Source organism: Gymnodinialimonas phycosphaerae (assembly GCF_019195455.1).
GTDB lineage: Bacteria > Pseudomonadota > Alphaproteobacteria > Rhodobacterales > Rhodobacteraceae > Gymnodinialimonas > Gymnodinialimonas phycosphaerae.
On the sequence record NZ_JAIMBW010000001.1, the window covers coordinates 3,830,809 to 3,855,650 of the forward strand.

Annotated in this window: 31 protein-coding genes; 17 read left to right on the forward strand and 14 right to left on the reverse strand. The window is 62.2% G+C overall.

Annotation, left to right across the window (positions count from 1 at the left end; all coding sequences use genetic code 11):
- Window positions 1-88: 88 nt before the first annotated feature.
- The 13 genes from KUL25_RS19210 to KUL25_RS19270 form a co-directional block, all read right to left on the reverse strand.
- Window positions 89-748 carry a hypothetical protein gene (locus KUL25_RS19210; RefSeq protein ID WP_257894366.1) on the reverse strand — a complete coding sequence of 220 codons (660 nt, stop codon included), beginning with the start codon at window positions 746-748 and terminating at the stop codon, window positions 89-91.
- 110 nt (window positions 749-858) lie between these two features.
- Window positions 859-1,653, reverse strand: coding sequence for a succinate dehydrogenase iron-sulfur subunit (locus tag KUL25_RS19215; protein WP_068352979.1), 795 nt, complete (start codon window positions 1,651-1,653; stop codon window positions 859-861).
- Window positions 1,654-1,686: 33 nt separating this feature from the next.
- Window positions 1,687-2,016, reverse strand: coding sequence for a hypothetical protein (locus KUL25_RS19220; RefSeq protein WP_257894367.1), 330 nt, complete (start codon window positions 2,014-2,016; stop codon window positions 1,687-1,689).
- Window positions 2,016-2,348 (reverse strand): succinate dehydrogenase, encoded by a 333-nt coding sequence (locus KUL25_RS19225; protein WP_257894368.1) that lies wholly within the window; start codon window positions 2,346-2,348, stop codon window positions 2,016-2,018. Before KUL25_RS19225 ends, KUL25_RS19220 begins: the two co-directional genes overlap by 1 nt.
- Complete coding sequence (locus tag KUL25_RS19230) at window positions 2,345-2,533, reverse strand: hypothetical protein (protein WP_257894369.1); 189 nt, start codon at window positions 2,531-2,533, stop codon at window positions 2,345-2,347. The genes KUL25_RS19225 and KUL25_RS19230 overlap by 4 nt, the downstream gene beginning before the upstream one ends.
- A 1-nt stretch (window position 2,534) precedes the next feature.
- The gene (gene sdhA, locus KUL25_RS19235; RefSeq protein ID WP_068352969.1) at window positions 2,535-4,355 is read right to left on the reverse strand and encodes a succinate dehydrogenase flavoprotein subunit; all 1,821 of its coding nucleotides are present in this window, start codon (window positions 4,353-4,355) and stop codon (window positions 2,535-2,537) included.
- 10 nt (window positions 4,356-4,365) lie between these two features.
- Window positions 4,366-4,737 (reverse strand): succinate dehydrogenase, hydrophobic membrane anchor protein, encoded by a 372-nt coding sequence (gene sdhD, locus KUL25_RS19240; RefSeq protein WP_257894370.1) that lies wholly within the window; start codon window positions 4,735-4,737, stop codon window positions 4,366-4,368.
- 10 nt (window positions 4,738-4,747) lie between these two features.
- Window positions 4,748-5,131, reverse strand: a complete 384-nt coding sequence (gene sdhC / locus KUL25_RS19245) for a succinate dehydrogenase, cytochrome b556 subunit (protein ID WP_257894371.1) — start codon at window positions 5,129-5,131, stop codon at window positions 4,748-4,750.
- 231 nt (window positions 5,132-5,362) lie between these two features.
- Window positions 5,363-5,788: a DoxX family protein gene (locus KUL25_RS19250; protein WP_257894372.1), complete on the reverse strand. Its 426-nt coding sequence runs from the start codon at window positions 5,786-5,788 to the stop codon at window positions 5,363-5,365.
- Window positions 5,789-5,889: 101 nt separating this feature from the next.
- Window positions 5,890-6,924: a MaoC family dehydratase gene (locus KUL25_RS19255; RefSeq protein WP_257894373.1), complete on the reverse strand. Its 1,035-nt coding sequence runs from the start codon at window positions 6,922-6,924 to the stop codon at window positions 5,890-5,892.
- Window positions 6,921-7,124: a DUF1737 domain-containing protein gene (locus KUL25_RS19260; protein WP_068352955.1), complete on the reverse strand. Its 204-nt coding sequence runs from the start codon at window positions 7,122-7,124 to the stop codon at window positions 6,921-6,923. The genes KUL25_RS19255 and KUL25_RS19260 overlap by 4 nt, the downstream gene beginning before the upstream one ends.
- 3 nt (window positions 7,125-7,127) lie before the next feature.
- Window positions 7,128-7,682, reverse strand: a complete 555-nt coding sequence (locus KUL25_RS19265; RefSeq protein ID WP_427854463.1) for an NnrU family protein — start codon at window positions 7,680-7,682, stop codon at window positions 7,128-7,130.
- On the reverse strand, window positions 7,679-8,536 hold the full coding sequence (locus tag KUL25_RS19270) for an HpcH/HpaI aldolase/citrate lyase family protein (RefSeq protein WP_257894375.1): 858 nt from the start codon (window positions 8,534-8,536) through the stop codon (window positions 7,679-7,681). Before KUL25_RS19270 ends, KUL25_RS19265 begins: the two co-directional genes overlap by 4 nt.
- A gap of 265 nt (window positions 8,537-8,801) precedes the next feature.
- Here KUL25_RS19270 and KUL25_RS19275 point away from each other — a divergent pair, with 265 nt between their 5' ends.
- The 4 genes from KUL25_RS19275 to KUL25_RS19290 all read left to right on the forward strand — a co-directional run bounded on the left by KUL25_RS19275 (window position 8,802) and on the right by KUL25_RS19290 (window position 11,688).
- Window positions 8,802-9,134, forward strand: coding sequence for a hypothetical protein (locus KUL25_RS19275; protein WP_257894376.1), 333 nt, complete (start codon window positions 8,802-8,804; stop codon window positions 9,132-9,134).
- A 116-nt stretch (window positions 9,135-9,250) separates the two neighbouring features.
- Window positions 9,251-10,213, forward strand: coding sequence for a malate dehydrogenase (gene mdh, locus KUL25_RS19280; protein WP_068352946.1), 963 nt, complete (start codon window positions 9,251-9,253; stop codon window positions 10,211-10,213).
- Between the two features lie 131 nt (window positions 10,214-10,344).
- Window positions 10,345-10,803 (forward strand): FAD synthase family protein, encoded by a 459-nt coding sequence (locus KUL25_RS19285; protein WP_068352943.1) that lies wholly within the window; start codon window positions 10,345-10,347, stop codon window positions 10,801-10,803.
- A 3-nt stretch (window positions 10,804-10,806) separates the two neighbouring features.
- Window positions 10,807-11,688, forward strand: a complete 882-nt coding sequence (locus KUL25_RS19290) for a hypothetical protein (protein ID WP_257894377.1) — start codon at window positions 10,807-10,809, stop codon at window positions 11,686-11,688.
- A gap of 139 nt (window positions 11,689-11,827) precedes the next feature.
- On the opposite strand, the gene KUL25_RS19295 is transcribed toward KUL25_RS19290, so the two are convergent.
- Window positions 11,828-12,727 (reverse strand): glycosyltransferase family 2 protein, encoded by a 900-nt coding sequence (locus KUL25_RS19295; protein WP_257894378.1) that lies wholly within the window; start codon window positions 12,725-12,727, stop codon window positions 11,828-11,830.
- Between the two features lie 251 nt (window positions 12,728-12,978).
- Here KUL25_RS19295 and sucC point away from each other — a divergent pair, with 251 nt between their 5' ends.
- The 13 genes from sucC (at window position 12,979) to KUL25_RS19360 (ending at window position 24,807) form a co-directional block, all read left to right on the forward strand.
- Window positions 12,979-14,172, forward strand: a complete 1,194-nt coding sequence (gene sucC, locus KUL25_RS19300) for an ADP-forming succinate--CoA ligase subunit beta (RefSeq protein ID WP_068352934.1) — start codon at window positions 12,979-12,981, stop codon at window positions 14,170-14,172.
- 4 nt (window positions 14,173-14,176) lie between these two features.
- Window positions 14,177-14,623, forward strand: coding sequence for a hypothetical protein (locus KUL25_RS19305; RefSeq protein ID WP_257894379.1), 447 nt, complete (start codon window positions 14,177-14,179; stop codon window positions 14,621-14,623).
- A 26-nt stretch (window positions 14,624-14,649) separates the two neighbouring features.
- Window positions 14,650-15,444 (forward strand): class I SAM-dependent methyltransferase, encoded by a 795-nt coding sequence (locus tag KUL25_RS19310; RefSeq protein WP_257894380.1) that lies wholly within the window; start codon window positions 14,650-14,652, stop codon window positions 15,442-15,444.
- Window positions 15,441-15,992 carry a succinyl-CoA synthetase subunit beta gene (locus KUL25_RS19315; RefSeq protein ID WP_257894381.1) on the forward strand — a complete coding sequence of 184 codons (552 nt, stop codon included), beginning with the start codon at window positions 15,441-15,443 and terminating at the stop codon, window positions 15,990-15,992. Before KUL25_RS19310 ends, KUL25_RS19315 begins: the two co-directional genes overlap by 4 nt.
- Window positions 15,993-16,238: 246 nt before the next feature.
- The gene (gene sucD, locus KUL25_RS19320) at window positions 16,239-17,120 is read left to right on the forward strand and encodes a succinate--CoA ligase subunit alpha (RefSeq protein WP_068352927.1); all 882 of its coding nucleotides are present in this window, start codon (window positions 16,239-16,241) and stop codon (window positions 17,118-17,120) included.
- Window positions 17,121-17,123: 3 nt separating this feature from the next.
- Complete coding sequence (locus tag KUL25_RS19325) at window positions 17,124-17,708, forward strand: DUF805 domain-containing protein (protein ID WP_257894382.1); 585 nt, start codon at window positions 17,124-17,126, stop codon at window positions 17,706-17,708.
- A complete protein-coding gene (locus KUL25_RS19330; protein WP_257894383.1) occupies window positions 17,705-18,289 on the forward strand; it encodes a DUF805 domain-containing protein in 585 nt (194 codons plus the stop codon). The genes KUL25_RS19325 and KUL25_RS19330 overlap by 4 nt, the downstream gene beginning before the upstream one ends.
- Complete coding sequence (locus KUL25_RS19335) at window positions 18,286-18,705, forward strand: DUF805 domain-containing protein (protein ID WP_257894384.1); 420 nt, start codon at window positions 18,286-18,288, stop codon at window positions 18,703-18,705. Before KUL25_RS19330 ends, KUL25_RS19335 begins: the two co-directional genes overlap by 4 nt.
- A 47-nt stretch (window positions 18,706-18,752) precedes the next feature.
- Window positions 18,753-19,328 (forward strand): hypothetical protein, encoded by a 576-nt coding sequence (locus tag KUL25_RS19340; protein ID WP_257894385.1) that lies wholly within the window; start codon window positions 18,753-18,755, stop codon window positions 19,326-19,328.
- Between the two features lie 38 nt (window positions 19,329-19,366).
- The gene (locus KUL25_RS19345) at window positions 19,367-22,324 is read left to right on the forward strand and encodes a 2-oxoglutarate dehydrogenase E1 component (protein ID WP_257894386.1); all 2,958 of its coding nucleotides are present in this window, start codon (window positions 19,367-19,369) and stop codon (window positions 22,322-22,324) included.
- Window positions 22,325-22,328: 4 nt separating this feature from the next.
- Complete coding sequence (odhB, locus tag KUL25_RS19350; RefSeq protein ID WP_257894387.1) at window positions 22,329-23,834, forward strand: 2-oxoglutarate dehydrogenase complex dihydrolipoyllysine-residue succinyltransferase; 1,506 nt, start codon at window positions 22,329-22,331, stop codon at window positions 23,832-23,834.
- A 5-nt stretch (window positions 23,835-23,839) separates the two neighbouring features.
- Entirely contained in the window at window positions 23,840-24,409 is a 570-nt protein-coding gene (locus KUL25_RS19355) for an HXXEE domain-containing protein (protein WP_257894388.1), read from the forward strand.
- Window positions 24,410-24,411: 2 nt separating this feature from the next.
- Window positions 24,412-24,807: an MAPEG family protein gene (locus KUL25_RS19360; RefSeq protein WP_257894906.1), complete on the forward strand. Its 396-nt coding sequence runs from the start codon at window positions 24,412-24,414 to the stop codon at window positions 24,805-24,807.
- The last annotated feature ends 35 nt before the right edge of the window (window positions 24,808-24,842 follow it).

The window sequence follows — 24,842 nt, forward strand, 5'->3', positions numbered from 1 at the left end:
AGGTATCGAAGTCAAAGCCGAAGCTATCGATGTCGTCGGCGTACCAATCCGCGATGTCCTGAATCGTCTTGGCGGTGTAGTGGCTTTTCTAATCCTGCGACGCGTCGGTTCGGGTCGTGTTGCGTCTTTCCAATGGCTTGGCCAGATCGAAATAGGCCCGGGCCTCGTCGCCCCAGTGTTCTTGACGCAAGAGGTCGGCGGCGATGTTTCCGTCATCATCCACCACGTAATCGCGTTGCGGATACCAGCCCCGCACGGCGCGGTGCCAGAAGAACGGCTTGTTCCCGTCGGCGAAGCGGGTGTCGAGAAAGGCCTCGAAACTCATGACGCGGGCGCTGTCGAGGGAGTTGCCCTGTTGCGCGGCCATCTGCGCGAAGCGGTAGCGCGAAACGGTGCGCGCCCGGGGGTTGCGGATCACGGCGACCGGCGTCAGGCGGGCCGCCAACCACGGCTTCACATCTCGCAGGCGCGCGTGGGCGATGCCGTGATGCTTGTTCGCGTCACCCATCGTCTTGAGCAGGTCGCGCAGATAACGGCGATCGCGCAGGAACTGACGATGCACGCCGACCATTTTCCAACGCAACTCTCGCGTTCTGCGCATCGAGACGCCGGCGTTCTTGGGGATGTGGAGGAAAGGGTGGTCCGCCTTGCCCGAAGAGACCGCCGCCAGCGCCTGAATATCCCTTAGGGTGATGAGTGAGGCGAACGCGGGTTTCGCCTTCGTCAGCGTGGTCGGGGGCTGTGGCATGAGGGAAGGGATTCCCGAGTGGAAGGGCCCGATGGGAAAGGGGATTGCGACCGAGATGCAGGGCGTGGCCGGGGCTAGGGCGCGCCAGCCGTTGGGCTGGCGCCGGGCGCTTAATGCGTCCGTTCGACCATCATCTTCTTGATCGAGGCAATCGCCTTGGCCGGGTTCAGGCCCTTGGGGCAGGTCTTGGTGCAGTTCATGATCGTGTGGCAACGGTAGAGCTTGAAGGGGTCTTCCAGCTCGTCCAGACGCTCTCCGGTGGCCTCATCGCGGCTGTCGATGATCCAGCGGTAGGCGTGCAGAAGGGCGGCGGGCCCGAGGTAGCGGTCGCCGTTCCACCAATAAGACGGACAGGACGTGGAGCAGCAGGCGCACATGACGCATTCATAGAGACCGTCGAGTTTCTCACGATCGTCGATGCTTTGACGCCACTCTTTCTCGGGCCGGGAGGTCTTGGTTTCCAGCCATGGCATGATGGAGGCGTGTTGGGCGTAGAAATGCGTCAGGTCTGGGATCAGGTCCTTTACCACGGGCATGTGGGGCAGGGGGTAGATGGCGATATCGCCGTCGACTTCGTCCATGCCATAGATGCAGGCCAGCGTGTTGGTGCCCTTGGACTTCACGCCGCCGATGTTCATCGCGCAGGACCCGCAGATCCCTTCGCGGCAGGAACGGCGGAAGGTCAGGGTCGGATCGATCTCGTTCTTGATCTTGATCAGCGCGTCCAGAACCATCGGGCCGCAGGTGTCCATGTCGACCCAATAGGTGTCGATGGAGGGGTTCTTTCCGTCATCGGGGTTCCAGCGATAGATCTGGAATTTGCGCAGGTTGGTCGCGCCTTCGGGCTTCGGCCAGGTCTTGCCATGCGTGATGCGAGAGTTCTTGGGGAGGGCGAGTTCAACCATGGGGGATGTCTCCTCGGGGGGTGTTCTGTTGTGTCATGTGCGGCCACTGGCCGTGATGCCGAAGGTCAGGCCGCCGCCGCGCGGGTTGGGCTGACCTGCCATGCGGCGGGCCACGCAATCGCGCAGCGCGTCTGCCTCGGATCTGGGGTTCAGGATGTCCGACGTGATGGTCACGCGGCCACTGGTGGACGGGCCACCGGTGCCGCCCGCGATGCCAATGTTGCCGGAAATGCCGTCGGCTTGCCGTGCCTCTTCCGCGCAGAGCCGTTCCGCCGTCGCCCGGGAGGGCGGCTGCGCCGGGCCACAGGCCGCGACACCTGCGAAGAGCGCTGGTGACAGCGCGAGGAGGGCCGAGAGGCGCATCAGCCAAGCCCCCGGAAAAAGCCGTCGAAGTAGTTTCCGGCGGTGCATTGCAGGGTCGCGGGGCGCTGAAGGATCGTGCTGACGGTGTTTGACGCGGCCTCGGTGTTGCCCAGGGCAATGCCGCCCGCGATGGTCACGATCTCCTGCGCCGAGGCATTGTCGATCACGCAATTGGTAATCGGCGTGGCGTCCACGCCGGGAAAGCGGCTTTCGACCTCGGCATTCACGAAGGTTCGCGCCTGTTGTCGGGCCAGTTGGTCGGCCACGTCCTTAAACCCCACGCAAGCGGTCAACGGCACGCAGGCAGCAAGGATCAGGGCGGCAGCCTTCATCCAGAGGCCCCAACGCAGATTGCCGTGCCCGACTGGATCGGGCCAAAGCCGTCCACGCAGCCGCGACCCAGCGGCGGTGCGTAGGTTTGCGGGACGATTACGGTCTCATCGCTGTTGAATAGGTTGCAGCCCGAGACGCTGGTCACCGCCAGCAAAAAGCCCGCAGTTAGAATCATGCGTTTCATATCAATACACCCGTGCCTTTGGCTTGATCTTGTCCATGTCGATCCCGCCCTCGTTATGGCCGATCAGCGGGCTGAGGCCCACGGCGCGATAATCCAGGTCCACCTTGTTGCCATCGACCGTCGCCAGCGAATGCTTGCGCCAGTTCTTGTCGTCGCGGTCGGGATAATCCTCGTGGGCATGGGCGCCCCGGGATTCCTTGCGCGCTTCGGCCCCGGCGATCGTCGCCAAGGCGTTGGGCATCAGGTTGGTCAGCTCCAGCGTTTCCATCAGGTCCGAGTTCCAGATCATCGACCGGTCCGTGACGGCGATATCGTCCATCTTGCCCGCGACGGAGGTCATCTTCTCCAGCCCTTCGGCCAGCGTCTTGTCGGTGCGGAACACGGCAGCGTCGGCCTGCATGGTCTTCTGCATTTCCAGGCGCAACTCGGCCGTGGAGAGACTGCCCGAGGCATGGCGCACGTCGTCAAAGCGTGCCAGCGCCTTGTCGATCTGGCTTTGCGGCACATCGGGGTTGGTCTCGTTCGGGTCCACGATCTCGCCCGCCTTGATGGCGGCCGCGCGGCCAAAGACCACCAGGTCGATCAAGGAGTTGGAGCCCAGGCGGTTCGCCCCGTGGACAGAGGCACACCCGGCCTCGCCCACGGCCATGAGGCCCGGAACGATGCGGTTTGGGTCTTTCTCGGTGGGGTTCAGTACCTCGCCCAGGTAGTTCGTGGGGATGCCGCCCATGTTGTAATGCACCGTGGGCAGAACCGGGATCGGTTCCTTCGTCAGGTCGACGCCTGCGAAGATGCGCGCGCTCTCGGAAATACCCGGCAGGCGCAGGTCCAGCGTTTCCTTGGGCAGGTGGTTGAGGTGCAGGTGAATATGATCCTTCTGCTCGCCCACGCCGCGGCCTTCGCGGATCTCCATCGTCATGCAGCGCGAAACCACGTCGCGTGACGCCAGATCCTTGTAGGTGGGCGCGTAGCGTTCCATGAACCGCTCACCTTCGGAGTTGGTCAGGTAGCCGCCTTCGCCCCGCGCGCCCTCGGTGATCAGGCAACCCGCGCCGTAGATGCCGGTGGGGTGGAACTGCACGAACTCCATATCCTGAAGCGGCAGCCCTGCGCGCGCGACCATGCCACCGCCGTCGCCGGTGCAGGTGTGGGCCGAGGTGGCGGAGAAATAGGCGCGGCCATAGCCGCCTGTCGCCAGAACGCACATCTTGGAATGGAAGACATGCATCGTGCCGTCGTCCAGCTTCCACGCGACGACGCCGACGCATTGGCCTTCATCGTTCATCAGAAGGTCAGTCGCGAAGTACTCGATGAAGAATTCCGCGTCGTTCTTGAGCGACTGGCCATAGAGCGTGTGCAGGATCGCGTGACCGGTCCGGTCGGCGGCGGCACAGGTGCGTTGCACGGGGGGGCCTTCGCCGAATTCGGTGGTATGGCCACCGAAGGGGCGCTGGTAGATCTTGCCCTCTTCGGTGCGAGAGAACGGCACGCCGTAGTGCTCCAGCTCATAGACCGCCTTGGGCGCTTCGCGCGCGAGGTATTCCATCGCGTCCGTGTCGCCCAACCAGTCCGAGCCCTTCACGGTGTCATACATGTGCCAGTGCCAGTGGTCCGGCCCCATGTTGCCAAGGCTGGCGGCGATGCCGCCTTGGGCTGCCACAGTGTGCGAGCGGGTCGGGAACACCTTGGAGATGCAGGCTGTCTTCAGGCCCTGCTCGGCCATGCCAAGCGTTGCACGCAGGCCCGATCCGCCCGCGCCTACGACGACAACGTCATAGGTGTGGTGGGTCAAGGCATAGGCGGGAGAGGTCGTATCTTTCATCGTCAGCTCCTCAAAGCGCGATTTGCATCAGGGCCACAAGGCCGCCAGCGGCCAGCCCGTAACAGATGATTGTGGTCGCGATGATCGAGACCTTCTTGGTCAGCCCGTGGGTGTAGTCTTCCAGCAGGGTCTGCATCCCGTAACGTAGGTGGTGGGCGCCAACGACAAGGTAGGCCGCGACAATCAGCGCAGGCACCGGCTTGCCAAGGGTGGCGATGACGTCTGCATGCTCGGACCCAAGGGCGGACCCGATGATGCCCAGAAAGAACGGCGTCAGGATCAGAAGCGCCACGGAGGTGACGGTCATCGTCCAATGCTGCGCAGTGCCGCCATGGGCGGAGCCGAGGCCGGAAACACGTTTGCGGTCGGTAAGATATGCCATGTTATGCCCCTTAAATCGCGATGAGCGTGAGGAAGGTGAGCGCGACAGAGCCGATCAGCATGCCCCAACCCATCTTGTCAGACGTCTCGACATCCAGGCCGTAGCCCGCGTCCCACACCAGATGCCGCACACCGCCAAGCGCGTGATACCAGAGCCCAAGGACACTGAGCGACATGACGATATCGCCAAGGAAGCTGGTCACCCAGCCGTCTACCGTGGCGAAGTACTCTGGCCCCGAAGCCGCCACCATCAGCCACCAGACCACAAGGATGCCCGAGACCAGCATGGCGTTGCCGGTGATCCGCACGAGGATCGAGGTGATGGAGTTCAGCTGCGGTTTGTAGATCGTCAGATGAGGTGAAAGCGGACGATTGCCGCGGTTGACGTCTGCCATGGCGACGGTTCCCCTTAAGTGTGTGCCGTGTCTAGCTAGTGCCAGTCGTTGACGTAGGAATAAGGGGATTTGCCGGTGTAGTCACGCGTTAGGGGGGTAAAATTGAAAGCAAGTGTGGGGCTTAACGCCGCAGAATGGGGTAGTGTGATCACAGGTAAAGCAGGTGTGATCACAAGTTAAGGAGGCCCAGGCTTTTGACCCGGGCGCCCTTGGGGTCGCAGGACCCGTGAATCAGATGCGATTCCCACGCGCGATGAACCATGCGCCCAAGAACAGGACGACGGTGTGGAACTCCATGCCGCCGAAGGGGTGGCTTTCAGAGGGGAGGGCGCTCCACTGGCCCCAATGGACCAAAGCGATTGCGCCGATCATGATGGCCGCGATGATCGCGCCGCCTGCACGAGTCGACAGATCACCCAATGTGGTGCGCAGCGCGCCACCGGCGATCAAGGCGATGCCCGCAAGCACCTCGGTCACGGCCACGAGGGTCCAGAGCCACAGAGGAAGGCCCATGAATGCCGCGCCCGCTTCCAGCGCGGGAAGCTTGTCGATGCCATGATAAAGGAACACCCCTGCGACGGGCAGGCGCAGAAGCCAGTGGGTTTGCGCCAACCAGTCAGAGGAGGAGGCGGTGGTGTTGGTGGTCAGGGTTGCCATGATGATGTCTCCGGCGATCAATGTTTCGATGCCGGGGACATAGCGACGCGCAGAAGTTCATGCAAAGCGCAGTTTGTGTGCATATTTGCAGATTTGTAGACTCAGGTCGGGAGGAACGCCCAGTAGTCCAGATCCAGCAGCACCTCGGGGAGGTATTTGCCATCCTCGCCCCGCAACGCTCCGGCCTCGCCTTTGGTGGCCACGAGCCGCAAGCGCAGGGCGCCGACGTGGGGGTTGGAGGTGGGGGCCGTGTCAAGGACCTCGGACCAAGCGCGGATTGTGTCGCCGGCCATCGCCGGGTTGGCGTGGGCGCCTGCGTTGATCGCTGCCAGAAGTTGCGCGTTGGCGAGGCCATTGAACGACAGGGCACGGGCAAGCGAGATGATGTGGCCGCCGTAGATCAGGCGCTTGCCGTCGGGCCGCGCAGTGACGTCGAAATGGACTTTCGCCGTGTTCTGCCACAGGCGGGTGGCCATCATATGTTCGGGGTCGGTGAGGGTGACGCCATCGACGTGGTCGATGATCTCGCCCACGGTGTAATCTCCGTGGCGATGCGGCTCTCCGGCGAGGGCGAAATCGTAGGCGGACCAGTCCAGATCCTCGGGGATGTGCAGCGCGTCGGCGGGGACGACTTTGGCGAGGTCCGGCACGACGGGCGTGGGCGCAGGGGCGGCGGCGTCGCGTTTGCGGACCATGACCCAGCGCACGTATTCGAGTACCGGAATGTCGCTGTGGACGATGCCCGTCGTGCGAACCCAGACGATACCGGTCTTGCCGTTGGAATTTTCTTTCAGGCCAATGACTTCGGATGTGGCAGAGATGGTATCCCCCGCTTCGATCCGTTCCAGGAAACGCCCCTCGGCGTAGCCCAGGTTGGCGACCGCGTTGAGGGAGATATCGGGCACGGTCTTGCCAAAGACAGTGTGGAACGTGATCAGATCATCAAGTTTCGGAATCTGGATCACCGCGCCGGGCGAGGCGAACTCGGTGGAGGAGTGCATCGCAAACCGGGGGCCGTAAAGCGCCTGATACATGGCCACATCGCCTTGGGTCACGGTGCGGGGCGTGGCGTGGCGCAGGATCTGGCCGACGCGATAATCCTCGAAGAAGTAGCCGGCGTTGGTTTTAGAGGTCATTGCGCGCCCAGTTTCATGTCAGGGGAATAGGGGGCGTCGATGTCCTTCACCACGGCCTGTCCGCAGCGCATTACACCGCGGGCCGCATCGAAGGACATGGTGGGCGATCCGTGAAGGACCCACCCCTTGGCCAAGGCCTCGGACACTTTGTGGCAGAACGCCGAGGTGTCATCCTCGGTCAGGAGTCGGTAGATCTGCATTGCTTATCCCCAGGGTTGATAGCCGAGCCAGTAGTGGATGAGCATGACGACCACGATGACCACGACGGTGGCGACGATGGCGGTGATCTCTTTCTTGATCGGCACGGGGTGGGGCGGCGTCCACGGCTCCCCCATCCGCTTGAGGATGATGACCTCTGCCACGGCCCATGCGAGCAGCCCGCCGAACAGCACGAAGGACGCTAGGTCGCCGTTCACCAACAGGTGCGCCACGGCCCAGATCTTGAACCCCGTCAGTTGCGGATTTTTCACCTTTGTGGTGATCCACGTCTTCGCGCCGGAGGCCGCGTAAAGGTAAAAGGCGAAGACCATCAACAGGTTATTGATACCCACCAGCGCAGGCGTGCGGCCCCACCAGAACGGGCCATAGGCACCACGATAGCCCACGACCATAAGTACGATGGAGACGACGATAAGGCCCGCAACGATGCCCTTGCCCTTGTCACCAAGCCTTGCGCGGCTGTCGGGGGCGAGGCGTTTCCAGAAGTGCGCGCCGGACCAGAGCAGGAGCCCTGCGATAAGTAGGATCCAGGACATCATGCGGCCTCCAATGCGGCAATGGCGTCGGCCTTGGCGAGGGTCGCCCGGGCGGTTTCGACGTGCAGGTTCTCGACGATCTTGCCGTCCACGACGGCCACAGCTTCGCCCTTGGCAAGCGCGGCAACATAGGCGTCGATCTGGCGGCGGGCGAGGTCGATATCCTCGGCCGTGGGCCCGAAGGCCGCGTTGGCGATGGCGACTTGCGCCGGGTGAATCAGGGTCTTGCCGTCGAAGCCGAAATCGCGGCCCTGTTGGCATTCCGCGCGCAGGCCGTCTTCATCCTTGAAAGCATTGTAGACGCCATCGATGCAGAGGATGCCATGGGTGCGGGCGGCCAGAACGCATAGCTGAAGCGACATCATCATCGCGTCACGGGTCCGCGCGCCCAGGTCTTTGGCAAGGTCATTGGTGCCCATCACGAAGCCCGCCATGCGCGGGGCGCTTGCGATCTCGGCGGCGTTGAGGATGCCCTGGGGCGTTTCCATCATCGCCCAGATCCGGGTGTCTTGGGTCTTGGGATTCGCATCGAGCAGGGCGGCGAGCGCCTCGATATCCCGCGCGCTGTTGACCTTGGGCAGCAGCACGGCCTGGGGCGCGGCCTCGGCCAGGGTGGCCAGATCATCGGCGCCCCATGGGGTATCGAAGCCATTGATGCGGGTGATTTGCAGACGCGCGCCGTAGCCGCCGTCTTGCAGCGCGGTCTTCAGGGTGTCTCGCGCGGCGGGCTTCTCATCTGCGGCGACGGCATCTTCGAGATCGAAGATGATCGCATCGGTGGGAATCGTCTTCGCTTTCTCCAACGCGCGGGTGCGGGAGGCGGGAATATACAGGACGGATCGGCAGGGCTGTGTCATCGGGCACCGCGAGTTGCTTGATTTGGCCCTTTTGGGACCACATGGCCAAGGGAAACGCAAGGGTCTTGCTGCAACGCAGAATGTCGCGCAACAAAATTTCGCAACGATTTTACCGGATATTAACCCCGATCCCGCAAAGTCGACCCGCAGGCACCCGACCAGAGGTGCAGCGCGATTGGAGGGAGGTCCACCTGGACCGGGTCGCTTCACGCACGCAATGCTTACCGCACGCAACGGCGTCCCGCTTTGAAAAGGGACGAACGCTATGAAAAGAATCGCATCCAATACCAAATTCGCCCTGGGCGCCTGGGTTGTTCTGGCCGTTTTGACGGCCATGCCCGCAAATGCCCAAAATCGAGGCCTTCAAATGCTCTGCGCGGATCGCAGCATCATCGTGGGCGAGTTGACCGGTCGCTACGGCGAGCAGGTTCACGGCATGGGATTGGCGCATCAGAACCGCATCGTGGAGGTCTATGTTTCAGAAGAAACAGGGTCTTGGACGATCACCGTGACCTCGGCGGATGGCACCACATGCCTGATGGCGGCGGGTCAGCATTTCGCCCAGATGCCCCCGGCGATACCCGGCGAAGACCTGTAACAAACCCCTCGGATCGTCGGGTTGGGGCTATCCGCCGCGCACAGTCTCCTTGCGCCTGAGCCGTGCTGGGTCTACCCCTCCGCCCGACAAAACTCTGAATCCGAGGATCTTGAGATATGGCCAGACCCAAAATCGCGCTGATCGGCGCAGGCAACATCGGGGGCACGCTTGCCCATCTTGCGGCGGTTAAGGAATTGGGGGACGTCGTCCTCTTCGACATCGCGGACGGCTTGCCCCAGGGCAAGGCGCTGGACATCGCGGAATCGGGTCCTTCCGAGAAGTTCGACGTCGCCATGAGCGGCACGAGCGACTACGCCGACATCGCGGGCGCCGATGTGTGCATCGTCACCGCAGGCGTTGCCCGCAAGCCGGGCATGAGCCGTGATGACCTTCTGGGCATCAACCTGAAGGTGATGAAATCGGTCGGCGAAGGCATCCGCGACCACGCGCCCGACGCCTTCGTGATCTGCATCACCAACCCGCTGGACGCGATGGTTTGGGCGCTGCGCGAGTTTTCGGGCCTGCCGCACCACAAGGTCTGCGGCATGGCAGGCGTGCTGGACTCGGCCCGCTTCCGTCATTTCCTGGCCGAAGAATTCAACGTCTCCATGCGCGACGTCACGGCCTTCGTTCTGGGCGGCCACGGCGACACCATGGTGCCGCTGGCGCGCTATTCCACCGTTGCCGGTATTCCGCTGCCCGACCTGATCGAGATGGGCTGGACCACGCAGGAGAAGATGGACGCGATCGTCCAGCGCACCCGTGATGGCGGTGCCGAGATTGTGGGTCTTCTGAAGACCGGGTCGGCCTTCTACGCCCCCGCCACCTCGGCGATTGAAATGGCGGAAGCCTACCTCAAGGACCAGAAGCGCGTGCTGCCTTGTGCGGCCTACGTGGACGGTGCGTTTGGCCTGAAGGGCATGTACGTCGGCGTGCCCACCGTGATTGGCGCCGGTGGCGTGGAGCGCGTCGTGGACATCAAGATGAACAAGGACGAGCAGGCGATGTTCGACAATTCGGTCGCCGCTGTGAACGGCCTTGTCGATGCCTGCAAGGCCATCGACGACACGCTGTCCTAAGCCGTTTCGACTTGAGCCAAGGGGGTCGGGTGCGTGCATCCGGCCCTTTTTTGTGCGCTTTTCCCAAAACCCTTGCGGGTCTGGGGCGAAGTTGATTCAATCGCGCAAAATAACGCGAAAGAGGCAGCACCTTGGGCAAGCGGATCATCACCTACGGAACGTTCGACCTGTTCCACATCGGCCATGTGCGGCTGCTCAAGCGGTTGGCGGCCTTGGGTGATCACCTGACGGTCTGTGTGTCTTCGGATGAATTCAACGCCATCAAGGGCAAGAAAACTGTGATCCCTTACGCGCAACGGGCCGAGATCGTGGGCGCGTGTCGCTACGTGGACAACGTGCTGCCCGAACATGACTGGGACCAGAAGCGCGACGACATCGTGCGCGAAAAGATCGACATTTTCGCCATGGGCGACGATTGGAGCGGCAAGTTCAACGACCTTGGCGACCTGTGCGAGGTCTTCTACTTGCCCCGCACCGAGGACGTGTCCTCGACGTCGCTCAAGGCCTTCATGGAAGCGCTGCGCGATGAGCAGTTGAAAGAGGTCAAGCATTTGATCGAGACGCTGAACAGCAAAGCCGCGGGGCTCTGAACGATGGACAGTACCCAATTGATTGACACGGTGTGGGACAGGGTTCGGGGCGACAAGATCCCGAAGGACGATTGGCAAAAGATGCACGAAGCGCTGGAGGCCGTGCGTGACCCCCGCGACCCGAAATGGGTGCAGGCGTGGATCGCGTTGAACTGCGCCACGCGGCAAAAGGCTTTTGCCACCCAACGGCTGATGTCGCGGTATTCCAAGCAGTGCCTCAAGCGCGACGCGATGGATGAATTCAACGAATTTCTCCGGTATTTGCAGGACGATCTGGGCTTCTACCTGCCCAACGGCAGCGCCTACACCGAAAGTTTCCGAACGGCGGATGTAGAGGCGGTGATCGCCAAGTGCAGCGACTTGGCCGACCAGTTGGCCGAGCTGGATCTAGAGGTCTTCGCGAACTCCGGCACGCTTCTGGGGATCGTGCGCGAAGGCACCCTTCTGGAGCATGACAACGACATCGATCTGGGTGTCCTGCTGGAGGCGCGCACGGAAAAGGACGCGGCGACGGAGTGGCTGGCGCTGTGCGATCGGCTGATCAAGGACGGCGTCGCGGTGGAGCGGTCTTCCTGGAGCAAGGTGACGCTGAAGTTGCAGAAAATCGGCATCTTCGGGGTGGACCTGTTCCCGGCCTGGATCGACGGCGACGACAAGTTGTACGTCTACCCGCACACCTTTGGGGCGATGACGCGGCCGCAGCTTCTGCCCTACACCCGCCACGCGGCCACCGGCCTGTGCCTGCCCGCCGATGCAGAGGCGATGCTGGTGTGCAATTACGGCACCGATTGGCGCGTGCCCAATGCCGGGTGGACCTTTGGCTGGAAGACCGCGAATGAGAACTTCGCGGGTTTTCTGGATGAGGTCGAAAAGGCGATTGGTTAGGGGGCGGGCTTAAATCACGCCATTCTTGCGCGCTTTGCGCAGCCATTTGTCGACCTTCGGTCGCAACAGCGCATCGAAGTATTCTGGGCTGAGGTGCACCGTTTGCCCTGGAAACGCGGCAGCCAGCGCAGGCCCAAGGTCATATCGATCCCTTGTGATATGGCCGTTGTCTTCCAGCGCCTCGATCTCGGTTGGGTGATATCCGGTGAGCTGCTCGTAAGGCGCGCGTAGTGCGTCCGCATCGTTCACACAGCCAAGGATCTCGCGCCATTGCGCGATGCGGAAGGGGGGGTAGCTGCGCCAGGAATTCCGGAGAGTTGGCGGCCTGTCGCACGAACTTGGCCGCCCAATGCAGCGGGGTCAGCCCGTCGAAATGCGCCAGCTCGATCTGGTCGGCGGGGTAATGTGGCGGCACCACGCGGTCCTTGATGTGCCCGTGGCGGGGCACGTGGATGCCGATGTTCATGCCAATCCGCGTGCGCACGAACGGCTTGCCTGCCGCGTGCCCCGTAAACCCGAAGGGCGCAAGCTCCGAGGTGCGTAGGGGTGTGTCCTCGCGGCCCTGATAGTGAACCTTGAAGACGCCATCGAAAATCGTCGTTTGCCGTGCGCTCTTTATCGTCGTGCGTTCGAGGTTGAAGACCTTCATCCATGTCGCCGCCTCGGGGATCTCGGACAATTGCAGCGCCACATCCGAGCCGGGGCGCAGAAATTCGTCGGCATCGCAGCTAAGCAGAAAGTCGACGTTGCACCGGGCCTGGGCCCGCGTTGCGTTGATCGACTGGCGGTTGTTTTGCCGCCGTGGGCGGCGCGGCGCGGCGGTGGCCCAATAGACCCGATCGCAGCGAGTGACATGGGCCGGGGGGATCCAGTCGAGGGTATCGGCCGCCGGATCATAGGGATCATCGAAGTAGAGGCGGATTTCCCGCGCCCCCAAAGCCAGGTGATGGGCCACGAAAGCCAGGACAAGGGGCGCCGGTTCCGCGATGGTGGCGACAATGCCCCATGTCGGTGTGCGCTTGGGCTGTGGCTTTGACATTGCGCGCTGTTCGCCGCTTTGTATCCGGTCGCTCGAAGCTTGCGCCGGATCAGGGGTGCCGCAAGGGAAAGCGGTGAGTCGGGGTAGGGTAAGGGGATTCCCACAATATTTGTGATCACACTTTTTTTGCCTGTGATCACAAATGTCGGATTTTGCCGCAAATCCTATTGAATAGGGCACTTTACCGTTCCATTGCCCGCGTGGGTTGTGTTTACGTCAGACGACCATGACCAAATGAACGGACCTTTTTCATGAACATTCATGAGTACCAGGCGAAAGCCCTCCTCGCGCAATATGGCGCTCCGGTGTCTGATGGACGCGTTGTCCTGAGGGCGGAAGAAGCCAAGACGGCGGCGGGCGAAATGGACGGGCCTTTGTGGGTCGTGAAAGCACAAATCCACGCGGGCGGACGCGGCAAAGGCAAATTCAAGGAAGCCGACGCCGGTGAAGCTGGCGGTGTGCGCCTTGCGAAATCGGCGCAGGAAGCGGCCGATGAGGCCAAGAAGATGCTTGGCCGCACTCTGGTGACGCACCAGACCGGGCCCGCAGGCAAACAGGTCAATCGCATCTACATCGAAGACGGGTCCGGCATCGAGACCGAGATGTACCTGGCGCTTCTGGTGGATCGCCAGACCAGCCGCATCAGCTTTGTCTGCTCGACCGAGGGCGGCATGGACATCGAAGAAGTCGCTGCCGCGACGCCTGAAAAGATCCTGAGCTTCTCTGTCGATCCCGCGACAGGCTACCAGCCGTTCCATGGCCGCCGTGTCGCCTTCTCGCTGGGGCTGAAAGGCCAGCAGGTCAAGCAATGCGTCAAGCTGATGGGGCAACTCTTCAAGGCCTTCCAGGAGAAGGACATGGAGATGCTGGAGATCAACCCGCTGATCGTGACCGACAGCGGGGACCTGAAAGTTCTTGATGCCAAGGTCAGCTTTGACGGCAACGCCGTCTACCGCCACGCCGATGTGGCCAGCTTGCGCGATGAAACGGAAGAGGATGCCAAGGAATTGGCGGCCTCCAAGTTCGACCTCAACTATATCGCTTTGGACGGTGAGATCGGCTGCATGGTCAACGGCGCGGGCCTTGCCATGGCGACGATGGACATCATCAAGCTTTACGGTGCTGAGCCCGCCAACTTCCTTGACGTGGGCGGTGGCGCCACGAAGGAGAAGGTTACAGAGGCATTCAAGATCATCACCTCGGACCCGCAGGTGAAGGGCATTTTCGTCAACATCTTCGGTGGGATCATGCGCTGCGATATCATCGCCGAAGGCGTGATCGCGGCGGTGAAAGAGGTGGGTCTTCAGATGCCGCTGGTCGTGCGCCTGGAAGGCACCAACGTCGAGAAGGGCAAGGAGATCATCAACAACTCCGGCCTTGATGTGATCGCGGCGGATGACCTGAAGGACGGCGCGCAGAAGATCGTGAAGGCTGTGAAAGGCTGACACGATGGCGTTGCCACGTCTCAACTTCCTGAGTGCAAAGCGGGTCGCCATGGCGGCCTGCGTCAGCGCGGCGGCAAGCCCCGCCGCGGCGCAAGCGCCGTCGGTGGGGTCGGTCATCGCCGACCCGGTGGTGCTGGGGCGGATGTTTGCGAACGTCTGCGTGGCGGCGACGGATGCGCCGAGGGTGGAGGCGTCATTGGACGCGGTCGGCATGGTCCCCAGCCCCGAGACGGGGACATATTTCCACCAGCTTTTCGACTTGTCGGTGAGCCCCACGGGCGGCGGATGCTCGATGGTGTTTGTGACGGACCTGGACGACGACGCAGCGATGGCAGCGTTTGAGGCGTCGATGGTGCAGGCGGTTGGCGCCCACGTGCCGACGTTCGCGATGAACGTTCGTGAAACCGGCGGCGAAAGCTATGTGCGCGCCCGGATCGAGGTGTCGTGGTGAGCGCGACGCACTCCCATAGGCAGGCCATGGCGCCAGCGACGCGGCCCTGTCCCAATTGCGCGGCAGAGGACCCGGCGGACTACCCTGATTTGCACCGGGACGACTGGCGCATGGGGCAATGCCGCAACTGTGACCTTGTCTATTTGTTGAACCCGCCGGGCTACGAGGCTTTGGTCGAGGACTTCGCCTGGGAGAAGACCTGGGTTTTCGAGAAGGCCGCACGGCTGGAGGCCCGCCCGCTGATGCAGCGCGCTGACCTGGCGACGCGTTGGCGTCACAAGATCGGGCGCAAGCCCGATGCGGTGCGCTATGCGGAGTGGTTTGGCAGCGGCAACCTGCTGAACGTGGGATGTGCGGGCGCAAGCGCGCAGTTCCCCGGTTTCACCCAATACGGGATCGAGATTTCGGCGGAATTGGCCGAGCTGGCGAACACCAACCTTGCCCCCCACGGCGGATATTGCATCCACGGCCCCGGCGCACAGGCGATCCGAGAATTCCCCGACGCGATGTTCGACGGGATCATCCTACGCTCCTATCTGGAGCATGAGGAACACCCCCGTCCGGTGCTGGAACAGGCCGCTCGCATCCTCAAGCCCGGGGGCCGCGCCTATGTGCGGGTGCCGAATTTCGGCAGCCTTGGCAAACGGATCTTCGGGCGCAATTGGGTGGGCCTGCGGTATCCCGATCATGTGCAGTATTTCACCTTGGCCACTCTGCGTGACCTCGCGGAGCGTACCGGGTTTACGGTGCGGCTGCTGAACCCGCTGCGCCTGCCGATGGACGACAACATCAATGCCCTCTTCGAGAGGCGCGCCACATGATGGACCCGAACCGCAAAAGCGCCCTGTGGGGCGCGCTGAAACTGGTCGGCGCCGTCGGGCTGATTGCCCTGGCGGGCTGCCGTGTGGAGGCCCAAGATGCCACCGTCCCGCAAGCAGGCAGCGCGGCTTTCGCGGGCCATTGTTTCAGTCCTTTCATGACCGCCGCGCGCGCGCAGGAGGTCTTGGCATCGCCTGGCGTGCGGGTGGATTTTTATGATCTTGACCCGTTCTCCCGGGTCGAACCCAGCCCCGTGACAGGCCGCGCGGCGACCCCGGGCACGGACCGCCGCTGTGAGGTGGCCTTTGACGGCGATCACGCAGAGCTGACAACAAGCGCCGCCGTGGCGGGGTTGGAGATGGAAGGGATCGACAACGTCGCCCCGGTGCCCGACCGCTACGCGCATACGGACGGCACGGCCCTTCTGGGCGCGCGCTTCCTTAACCCGCGCCGCGTCGCGGTCGTCCATGTGGGCACCCGCTCCGGTCCAAACGGCATCGAGACGTTCCTGATGGTCGAGCGGATGACCCCGCTTGAGCCCGTCCAATGACGGGCCGTGACGCATATGATGTGGCTTCGGCCCGGCCAGCGGACACAACGGCGTCTTGCATTCGGCTGAGGGCGTCTGGTCGCCCGGAGCAGCTTTGTCGCCCCGCCGCCCCGCGCGCGCGTTTTCACGCGGCGCAATCAGGCGCGCAATCGCCTCATGCATTCCATCGCCCATGGCGGTCTGGCCCAACTGCCCGACCGAACCCCATGACCCATTCTCTATCCCAAACGACCACAGGAGGCCCCGATGGCCGTACTCGTTGACGAAAATACCAAGGTGATCTGCCAAGGTTTCACCGGATCCCAAGGCACGTTCCATTCGGAACAGGCGATTGCCTATGGCACCAAGATGGTCGGCGGCGTCACCCCCGGCAAAGGTGGCATGACGCACCTGGATCTGCCCGTGTTCAACTCGGTCCATGAGGCCAAGCACGTGACCGAAGCCAACGCCTCGGTGATCTATGTGCCGCCGCCCTTCGCCGCTGATTCCATCCTTGAGGCGATCGATGCCGAGATGGAGCTGATCATCTGCATCACCGAAGGCATTCCGGTGCTCGACATGATGCGCGTGAAGCGCGCGCTGGAGGGGTCTTCGTCGAAGTTGATCGGCCCCAACTGCCCCGGTGTCATCACGCCGGACGCCTGCAAGATCGGCATCATGCCCGGTCACATCCACAAGCGTGGGTCTTGCGGCGTCGTTTCGCGCTCGGGCACGCTGACCTATGAGGCCGTGAAGCAAACCACCGATGTGGGTCTGGGCCAGTCCACCTGCGTGGGCATCGGTGGTGACCCGATCAAGGGGACCGAGCATATCGACGTGCTGGAATGGTTCCTGGCCGATGATGAGACGCAAAGCATCATCATGATCGGTGAGATCGGTGGCAGCGCTGAAGAAGAAGCCGCACAGTTCCTCGCTGATGAGAAGAAGCGCGGCCGCTGGAAGCCCACGGCGGGCTTCATTGCTGGTCGCACGGCCCCTCCGGGTCGTCGCATGGGTCACGCCGGTGCAATTGTTGCCGGTGGCAAGGGCGGCGCGGAAGACAAGATCGAAGCGATGAAGTCTGCGGGCATCATCGTGGCCGACAGCCCGGCGACGTTGGGTGAGGCTGTTGTCGAGGCGATTGGCTAAGAGATGAATGCATCGTCGGCCCAGACTTTCGGACGGCTCGTCTCCTTTCGGGGACGAGCTGGTCATGCGGAGTTCTGGGCCGTAGTTGGTTTGTCCTTTGCGGTCATGTTGCCTGCATTCCTGACGGAATTCAGATGGCTGTTTTGGACAACCCACGAATACACGGCTGAGGTCACGCGAAGCAGCTTTGTCACAGGGGAAACGACGCGCTTTCAGGAGCAGGTGACCAATGTCTATTTGACCCTCTTCTCAGTCGAGGGCTCCTGGGTGACGATCGTTCCGCTTTGCGTCGTCATCGTGCCACTTTTAGCGGCCCTGGTGCGGCGGTTGCATGATTTAGGGCGATCCGGCTGGTGGGCCTTTGTTGCGTTGTTCTTGCTGTTCGGCTTGGAGCCTCTAGTTCGGGCGATGATAGAATTCCTTGCGCTGTCAGTTCCCATTGTGGCTCTTGTCGCTTCGTTGCTTCTGGGTTTCCCCACTTTTGTTCTATCGAGCGCAGCTCTTATTGTTTTGGTGCTCTGGACGGCCAATGAAGGTGAGCCGGAGATAAATGAATTTGGACCCAAGCCGACTGGAATTCTTGTATGACCTTTTCCGAAGCCATCCGCACCAACATCGTCGAATGCCTCAATTTCCAGGGCCGCGCGCCGCGCTCGGCCTATTGGTGGTACATCCTGTTCATCTCGCTCGGCTCGATCGTGACGTTCATTCTCGACTTCATGATCTTCTGGCCCCCGCTTGAAGAAATGGGTCCGTTTCTGATTGAAGGCTTCGGGTCGATCAGTGATTTCTACATCAACATCATGCCGATCACGACCTTCTGGTATCTGCTGAACTACCTGCCGATGCTGGCCGTCGGCGTGCGCCGGATGCACGATTGTGACCGCCCCGGCTGGTGGTTCATCGCGACGGTGGTCTTTGTGACGATCATGTCGATTGTCGTGTTCCAGGTCGTGGGCCCGCAGTCCGCCGAGATGATGATGATCGCCTTCGATCCGAACCCCTCGATGTCTGAGATCAACGCGATGATGGCGCGCATGGAAGACCTGAACCGCACGTCCTCGATCCTGTCGGGCATCCAGACCCTGCCGAGCCTGTTGGTCATTATCTGGATGGCCTCCAAGGGCACGAACGGCCCGAACCAGTATGGGGAGGACCCGCTGGCATGACGTTCACGGAGTCCATCAGTACCTGTTTCAGGAAGTACGCCTCCTTCTCGGGCCGCGCCGCGCGATCCGAGTTCTGGTGGTTTGCGCTGTTTCTGGCGATCGTGGATCTGTCGTTGTCACTGGTGTCCAAGGCGCTTTCGGGCGTCTGGAACCTGGCCACCGTGCTACCTTATGCCGCCGTGGCGTGGCGGCGGCTTCACGATACCGACCGCACGGGCCTGTGGACTCTGGCACCGCTGGTCCCGATGGTGGTGGCCTTTATCGGGGTTGCAAGTGCGCGAAGCTTTGAAGAATTCGGTCCGGTGTTCTGGGTCGGGGTGGCGGGCACCGTGGTGCTCTGCATCGTGAATATCGTCTTCTGGGCATCGCGCGGAACGTCGGGTTCCAACCCATACGGGGAGGATCCGCTGGCATGAGACGTTTGGTTTCGATCTTGGCCGTCCTTGCAACTTGCGGTCCCGCAATGGCTCAGGATGATCCCATCTACGCCCCCTGCCTGATGCAGTTTCCCGCGCCAAGCGAGTTTGCCGACATGACGGATTGGATCGCCGCCATGGAAGACGCAGGCTGGAATCACCGCACGTGGGAGATGATGCGCACCAGCGCAGCCCCCCCGTTGGCAGAGATCTCGATTGGCTCGCGGTTTCTGCCGTCGCCTTTCCGCAATGCGGCCGAGGCTCAGGACTTCGCCGACCGCGCCCTGACTGCTTTCGAGCCGAGCATGAGCGTCAATGAAATCTTCACACGGGGCGATCTTTCCGCCGCCGTGTCGACGGTGGAGTTGGATCCGGGCGTGATCAGTGTTCTGTGCACCTTCGCGGGGCCTTCCGTGCCGGATGCCGATGCGATCTTTGCCATCGATGAACGCAGCATGGATGAGATCGGCATTTCCATGGGCTTTCTTGAACCTGATCTGCCCGATAATGCCGTCTCGCTTGACGTGACCGCCATCCGCTTTAACGGCTCGGATACCGTGCTTGCGCCGATCACCGGGCGCGAGGGCATCACCGTCGCCTTTGAATACACCTTGCCGGGATGAGTGTTTCCCTTTCCCCCCTCCACCCGAGGATTTGACCGATGAATGACCAATCTCCCAACGATACATTCCACGCCTCCAGCTTCATGCAGGGGCACAATGCGGAATATCTGGAGCAGCTTTACGCCCAATATGCCAAGGATCCGGCTGCGGTGGATGCGGCCTGGGCGGACTTCTTTGCGCAACTTGGCGACGCCGAGGATGCACAGGCCGAAGCCACCGGGCCTTCGTGGGCGCGCACCGACTGGCCGCCCATGCCGGGCGATGACCTGACAGCGGCGTTGACCGGCGAATACCCGGTCGCGGCCGAGGGAAAAGAGGCGGGTAAGAAAATCGCTGCGAAGGCCGAGGAAAAGGGCGTCGAGTTGACCGACGACCAGATCCAGCGCGCCGTGCTCGACAGCATTCGCGCCCTGATGATCATCCGCGCCTACCGCATCCGGGGGCATCTGGTGGCAGATCTGGATCCGCTGGGGATGCGCGATCAGACGCCGCATCCGGAACTGGACCCGGCGTCCTACGGCTTCACCGATGCCGACATGGACCGCCCGATCTTCATCGATAACGTGTTGGGTCTTCAAATGGCCTCGATGCGGCAGATCATCGACATTGTGAAGCGGACCTACTGCGGCACGTTTGCGTTGCAGTACATGCACATATCCAACCCCGTGGAAGCCTCGTGGCTGAAAGAGCGGATTGAAGGCTACGGCAAGGAGATCGCCTTCACCAAGGAAGGCCGCAAGGCGATTCTCAACAAGATGGTTGAGGCGGAAGGGTTCGAGAAGTTCCTTCACGTCAAATACATGGGCACCAAGCGGTTTGGCCTTGATGGCGGCGAAAGCCTGATCCCCGCGATGGAGCAGATCATCAAACGCGGCGGTCAGTTGGGCATCGAAGAGATCGTCATCGGCATGCCGCACCGGGGCCGTCTGTCGGTTCTGGCCAACGTGATGGCCAAGCCCTACCGCGCGATTTTCAACGAGTTCCAGGGCGGGTCGTTCAAGCCCGAAGATGTCGATGGGTCGGGCGATGTGAAATATCACCTCGGCGCGTCAAGTGACCGGGAATTTGACGACAATGTCGTACACCTGTCGCTGACCGCGAACCCGTCGCATCTGGAGGCGGTAAACCCGGTCGTGTTGGGCAAGGTGCGCGCCAAGCAGGATCAGAAGGGCGACAGCGACCGCACGAAGGTCATGGGTATTTTGTTGCACGGTGATGCGGCTTTTGCGGGGCAGGGCGTTGTGGCGGAAGGCCTTGGCCTTTCGGGCCTGCGCGGGCACCGCACCGGCGGCACCATCCACATCATCGTCAACAACCAGATCGGCTTTACGACGGCGCCGCACTTTTCGCGGTCGTCTCCGTATCCGACGGATATCGCGTTGATGGTGGAAGCGCCGATTTTCCACGTGAACGGCGATGATCCCGAGGCGGTGGTCCACGCCGCCCGCGTGGCGACGGAATTCCGTCAGATGTTCCACAAGGACGTGGTCATCGACATCTTCTGCTACCGCAGGTTCGGTCATAACGAGGGCGACGAGCCCATGTTCACCAACCCGATCATGTACAAGAAGATCAAGACCCAACGCACAACGCTGGCGCTTTATACGGAGCGGCTGGTCAAGGATGGTCTGATCCCCGAAGGCGAGATCGAGGACATGAAGGCCTCGTTCCAGTCCTATCTGAACGAGGAATTCGAGGCCGGAAAAGACTTCAAACCCAACAAGGCGGATTGGTTGGACGGGCGCTGGTCGCACCTCGACCGCAAGGACGAGGCCGCCTATGAGCGCGGAGCCACCGCCATCAAGCCCGAGACCTTCGCAGAAATCGGCAAGGCGCTGAGCACCGCGCCCGAGGGCGTGAGCCTGCACAAGACCGTGGAGCGTTTGCTGGACGCGAAAGCGAAGATGTTCGAGACCGGCAAAGGCTTTGACTGGGCGACCGGAGAGGCCCTGGCCTTCGGGTCGTTGCTGACCGAGGGCTACCCGGTGCGCCTGTCAGGCCAGGACAGCACGCGGGGCACGTTCAGCCAGCGGCATTCGGGCCTGATCGACCAGGAGACGGAGGATCGGTACTACCCGCTCAACAATATTCGGGAGGGTCAGGCGCATTACGAGGTCATCGACTCGATGCTGTCGGAATACGCGGTGCTGGGGTTCGAATATGGCTACACGCTGGCCGAGCCCAACGCACTGACCCTGTGGGAGGCGCAGTTCGGCGATTTCGCCAACGGCGCGCAGATCATGTTCGATCAGTTTATCTCAAGCGGAGAACGCAAGTGGCTGCGGATGAGTGGTCTGGTCATGTTGTTGCCTCACGGGTTCGAGGGGCAGGGGCCGGAACACTCGTCGGCACGGCTGGAGCGCTTCTTGCAGATGTCGGCCGAGGATAACTGGATCGTCGCCAATTGCACGACGCCGGCGAACTACTTCCACATTCTGCGCCGCCAGATTCACCGTGATTTCCGCAAGCCGCTGGTGCTAATGACGCCGAAATCCCTGCTGCGCCACAAGCTGGCGATCAGCGAGGCCGAGGATTTCACCACCGGATCGAGCTTCCACCGCTGCCTCTGGGATGATGCCCAGAAGGGCAACTCGGACACCGAGTTGGTGGCCGATGAGAAGATCAAGCAGGTCGTGATATGCTCGGGCAAGGTCTACTTCGACCTGCTGGAAGAGCGCGACGCACGGGGGATCGACGACGTCTACCTGCTGCGGCTGGAACAGTTCTACCCGTTCCCTGCGCTGGCCCTGACCAAGGAGCTTGAGCGCTTCAAGGCAGCCAAGATCGTCTGGTGCCAGGAAGAACCGAAGAACCAGGGGGCGTGGTCGTTCATCGAGCCGAACCTTGAGTGGGTGCTGACGCGCATCGGCTCGGATACGACACGCCCGCGCTATGCGGGTCGCAACGCTTCGGCCTCGCCCGCGACGGGCTTGGCCTCCGCCCATAAATCCCAACAAGCAGCACTCATCGACAGTGCGCTGACCATCGAAGGGTAATAAAATGTCTGTAGAAGTTCGTGTGCCCACTCTGGGCGAATCCGTGACCGAGGCGACCGTGGCGACATGGTTCAAGAAGCCTGGCGATGCCGTGGCCGTCGATGAAATGCTGTGCGAGTTGGAGACCGACAAGGTGACGGTGGAAGTGCCCTCGCCCGCCGCCGGCACGCTGGGTGAGATCGTGGCCGCAGAAGGCGAGACCGTTGGCGTTGACGCGCTTCTGGCGACGTTGAGTGAAGGCAAAGGCGCCGCAGCTGCCCCGAAGGGGAAGGACAAAGCGCCCGCCGTTGCCGACCCTGTGGACGCGAATGCGGCCGATGCTGTTGATGTGATGGTTCCCACGCTGGGGGAAAGCGTGACAGAGGCGACGGTTTCCACGTGGTTCAAGAAAGTTGGCGACACGGTCGCGCAGGACGAAATGCTGTGCGAGTTGGAGACCGACAAGGTTTCGGTCGAGGTGCCCTCGCCTGCGGCAGGCGTGTTGAGTGAGATCCTGGCGGCGGAAGGGTCCACGGTTGAAGCCTCGGCGAAGCTGGCTGTGATTGGTGGCGCTGTCGCGGCAGATGCCTCTTCGGACGCTCAAGCGCCCTCCTCGCAGGGGAACGGTGGCAAGGACGTGTCCAATGCGCCCTCGGCGGAGAAGTTGATGGCAGACAAGGGCCTGTCGGCGGACCAGGTGCAGGGTACCGGTCGCGATGGGCGGATCATGAAGGAAGATGTGATGAAGGCGGCAGCGGCCCCGGCGCCTGCGGCGACCGCGCCCGCCCCGCCTGCCCAAACGCCTCGCGCCCCCGTCGCGGCCAGCGACGAGGCCCGTGAAGAGCGGGTCAAGATGACCCGCTTGCGCCAGACCATCGCGCGCCGCCTGAAGGACGCGCAGAACACGGCGGCGATCCTGACCACCTACAACGAGGTCGACATGACCGAGGTCATGGCGCTGCGCAACGAGTACAAGGATCTGTTCCTGAAGAAGCACGGGGTAAAGCTTGGCTTCATGTCGTTCTTTACCAAGGCCTGTGTCCATGCCCTGCGCGAAGTGCCCGAGGTGAATGCCGAGATCGACGGGCAAGAAATCGTCTACAAGAACTTCATCCACATGGGGATTGCGGCGGGAACGCCCCAGGGCCTTGTGGTGCCGGTGATCCGCGACGTGGATGGGATGAGCTTTGCTGATATCGAGAAGGCAATTGCCGAGAAGGGCGCCCGCGCCCGTGATGGCAAGCTGTCCATGGCCGAGATGCAGGGTGGCACGTTCACGATCTCCAACGGTGGGGTCTATGGCTCGCTGATGTCCTCGCCGATCCTGAACCCGCCGCAGTCGGGTATCCTGGGCATGCACAAGATCCAGGAACGTCCCATGGCGATTGGCGGTCAGGTCGTGATCCGTCCAATGATGTACCTGGCGCTGTCCTATGACCACCGGATCGTGGACGGCAAAGGCGCGGTGACGTTCCTTGTGCGGGTGAAAGAGGCGTTGGAGGATCCGCGGCGGTTGCTGATGGACTTGTGATCGTCATGATGGAGCGAATTTACCAAAACTGGGTGTACGGCGGGATCCTCGCCGCCTCCATCCTGTTGTTGCTGGCGCCGCTGCTCGGGTGGCCCTTGCCTGCGCTTTTGGTATTTCTTGCGTTGCCCATCTACATGATCCACCAGTTCGAAGAACATGACGCGGACAGGTTTCGCCTGTTCGTCAACGGAATGATGGGACCGTCCGTGCGCGGGCTGTCCCATCGCGCCGTATTTGTCATCAACTACGTTGGCGTCTGGCTCTTCATAATGGCGGCGATCTGGCTTGTGCGCGAAGGGTCGCCCGGGTGGGGCGCGCTTGCGGGATATCTTCTGGTGATCAACGCCGTGGCGCATATCGTCCAAGGCCTCGCGTTGCGCAAATACAACCCCGGTTTGATCACTGCCATCATCACCTTCCTGCCGCTCGGCGTGGCAATCGTGATGACCTGCGACGCATCCCTGGTCCAACATGGCGTATCGCTGGCGGCGGTGATTGCATTGCACGGGGCCATCATCGTCCATGCCCGCAAGGCGGCGGTGCCGCCGCCCAACCCCGGTGCGACCGCCACATGACCATGACCCCCGAACTCACCGCCCTTGCTCTTGCGGCCCTGCTGCAAGCGGTGCAATTCGTGCTCTACGCGGTGCCGGCCAACCGGGATCTTGGGCCGGGTTACACCATGTCGGCCCGTGACCGGGAGCCGTCCCGGAAGATGTCGGACGTCACCGGGCGGCTTGGCCGGGCAATGGATAACCATTTCGAGGGGCTGATCCTCTTCACCGTCGCTGTGGTGGTCGTCACGCTCGGCGGTCAATCCACCGGCTTCACCGCCGCCTGCGCCTGGGTCTACCTCGGCGCACGGGTGATCTATATCCCGGCCTATGCCTTTGACCTGCGGCCCTGGCGATCGATCGTCTGGGCGGTTGGGTTTTTCGCGACGATGCTTATGGTGGGGGCGGCGCTGATTTAGGGGCGCGGCGGCCTTACATGAGTACCAACAGAACA

What these genes read in the sequence shown, in the direction of transcription:
- KUL25_RS19325 (WP_257894382.1), top strand. Translation starts at nt 17,124, where the DNA reads ATGAATGCATCGTCGGCCCAGACTTTCGGACGGCTCGTCTCCTTTCGG.
- KUL25_RS19335 (WP_257894384.1), top strand. Translation starts at nt 18,286, where the DNA reads ATGACGTTCACGGAGTCCATCAGTACCTGTTTCAGGAAGTACGCCTCC.
- KUL25_RS19310 (WP_257894380.1), top strand. Translation starts at nt 14,650, where the DNA reads ATGGCGCCAGCGACGCGGCCCTGTCCCAATTGCGCGGCAGAGGACCCG.
- KUL25_RS19290 (WP_257894377.1), top strand. Translation starts at nt 10,807, where the DNA reads ATGGACAGTACCCAATTGATTGACACGGTGTGGGACAGGGTTCGGGGC.
- KUL25_RS19250 (WP_257894372.1), bottom strand. Translation starts at nt 5,788, where the DNA reads ATGGCAACCCTGACCACCAACACCACCGCCTCCTCCTCTGACTGGTTG.
- sucC (WP_068352934.1), top strand. Translation starts at nt 12,979, where the DNA reads ATGAACATTCATGAGTACCAGGCGAAAGCCCTCCTCGCGCAATATGGC.
- KUL25_RS19345 (WP_257894386.1), top strand. Translation starts at nt 19,367, where the DNA reads ATGAATGACCAATCTCCCAACGATACATTCCACGCCTCCAGCTTCATG.
- KUL25_RS19230 (WP_257894369.1), bottom strand. Translation starts at nt 2,533, where the DNA reads ATGAAACGCATGATTCTAACTGCGGGCTTTTTGCTGGCGGTGACCAGC.
- KUL25_RS19225 (WP_257894368.1), bottom strand. Translation starts at nt 2,348, where the DNA reads ATGAAGGCTGCCGCCCTGATCCTTGCTGCCTGCGTGCCGTTGACCGCT.
- KUL25_RS19275 (WP_257894376.1), top strand. Translation starts at nt 8,802, where the DNA reads ATGAAAAGAATCGCATCCAATACCAAATTCGCCCTGGGCGCCTGGGTT.
- KUL25_RS19260 (WP_068352955.1), bottom strand. Translation starts at nt 7,124, where the DNA reads ATGCAGATCTACCGACTCCTGACCGAGGATGACACCTCGGCGTTCTGC.
- KUL25_RS19305 (WP_257894379.1), top strand. Translation starts at nt 14,177, where the DNA reads ATGGCGTTGCCACGTCTCAACTTCCTGAGTGCAAAGCGGGTCGCCATG.
- KUL25_RS19255 (WP_257894373.1), bottom strand. Translation starts at nt 6,924, where the DNA reads ATGACCTCTAAAACCAACGCCGGCTACTTCTTCGAGGATTATCGCGTC.
- sdhC (WP_257894371.1), bottom strand. Translation starts at nt 5,131, where the DNA reads ATGGCAGACGTCAACCGCGGCAATCGTCCGCTTTCACCTCATCTGACG.
- KUL25_RS19355 (WP_257894388.1), top strand. Translation starts at nt 23,840, where the DNA reads ATGATGGAGCGAATTTACCAAAACTGGGTGTACGGCGGGATCCTCGCC.
- KUL25_RS19265 (WP_427854463.1), bottom strand. Translation starts at nt 7,682, where the DNA reads ATGATGTCCTGGATCCTACTTATCGCAGGGCTCCTGCTCTGGTCCGGC.
- odhB (WP_257894387.1), top strand. Translation starts at nt 22,329, where the DNA reads ATGTCTGTAGAAGTTCGTGTGCCCACTCTGGGCGAATCCGTGACCGAG.
- KUL25_RS19315 (WP_257894381.1), top strand. Translation starts at nt 15,441, where the DNA reads ATGATGGACCCGAACCGCAAAAGCGCCCTGTGGGGCGCGCTGAAACTG.
- KUL25_RS19360 (WP_257894906.1), top strand. Translation starts at nt 24,412, where the DNA reads ATGACCCCCGAACTCACCGCCCTTGCTCTTGCGGCCCTGCTGCAAGCG.
- sdhA (WP_068352969.1), bottom strand. Translation starts at nt 4,355, where the DNA reads ATGAAAGATACGACCTCTCCCGCCTATGCCTTGACCCACCACACCTAT.
- KUL25_RS19340 (WP_257894385.1), top strand. Translation starts at nt 18,753, where the DNA reads ATGGCTCAGGATGATCCCATCTACGCCCCCTGCCTGATGCAGTTTCCC.
- KUL25_RS19215 (WP_068352979.1), bottom strand. Translation starts at nt 1,653, where the DNA reads ATGGTTGAACTCGCCCTCCCCAAGAACTCTCGCATCACGCATGGCAAG.
- KUL25_RS19210 (WP_257894366.1), bottom strand. Translation starts at nt 748, where the DNA reads ATGCCACAGCCCCCGACCACGCTGACGAAGGCGAAACCCGCGTTCGCC.
- KUL25_RS19330 (WP_257894383.1), top strand. Translation starts at nt 17,705, where the DNA reads ATGACCTTTTCCGAAGCCATCCGCACCAACATCGTCGAATGCCTCAAT.
- KUL25_RS19295 (WP_257894378.1), bottom strand. Translation starts at nt 12,727, where the DNA reads ATGTCAAAGCCACAGCCCAAGCGCACACCGACATGGGGCATTGTCGCC.
- sucD (WP_068352927.1), top strand. Translation starts at nt 16,239, where the DNA reads ATGGCCGTACTCGTTGACGAAAATACCAAGGTGATCTGCCAAGGTTTC.
- sdhD (WP_257894370.1), bottom strand. Translation starts at nt 4,737, where the DNA reads ATGGCATATCTTACCGACCGCAAACGTGTTTCCGGCCTCGGCTCCGCC.
- mdh (WP_068352946.1), top strand. Translation starts at nt 9,251, where the DNA reads ATGGCCAGACCCAAAATCGCGCTGATCGGCGCAGGCAACATCGGGGGC.
- KUL25_RS19220 (WP_257894367.1), bottom strand. Translation starts at nt 2,016, where the DNA reads ATGCGCCTCTCGGCCCTCCTCGCGCTGTCACCAGCGCTCTTCGCAGGT.
- KUL25_RS19270 (WP_257894375.1), bottom strand. Translation starts at nt 8,536, where the DNA reads ATGACACAGCCCTGCCGATCCGTCCTGTATATTCCCGCCTCCCGCACC.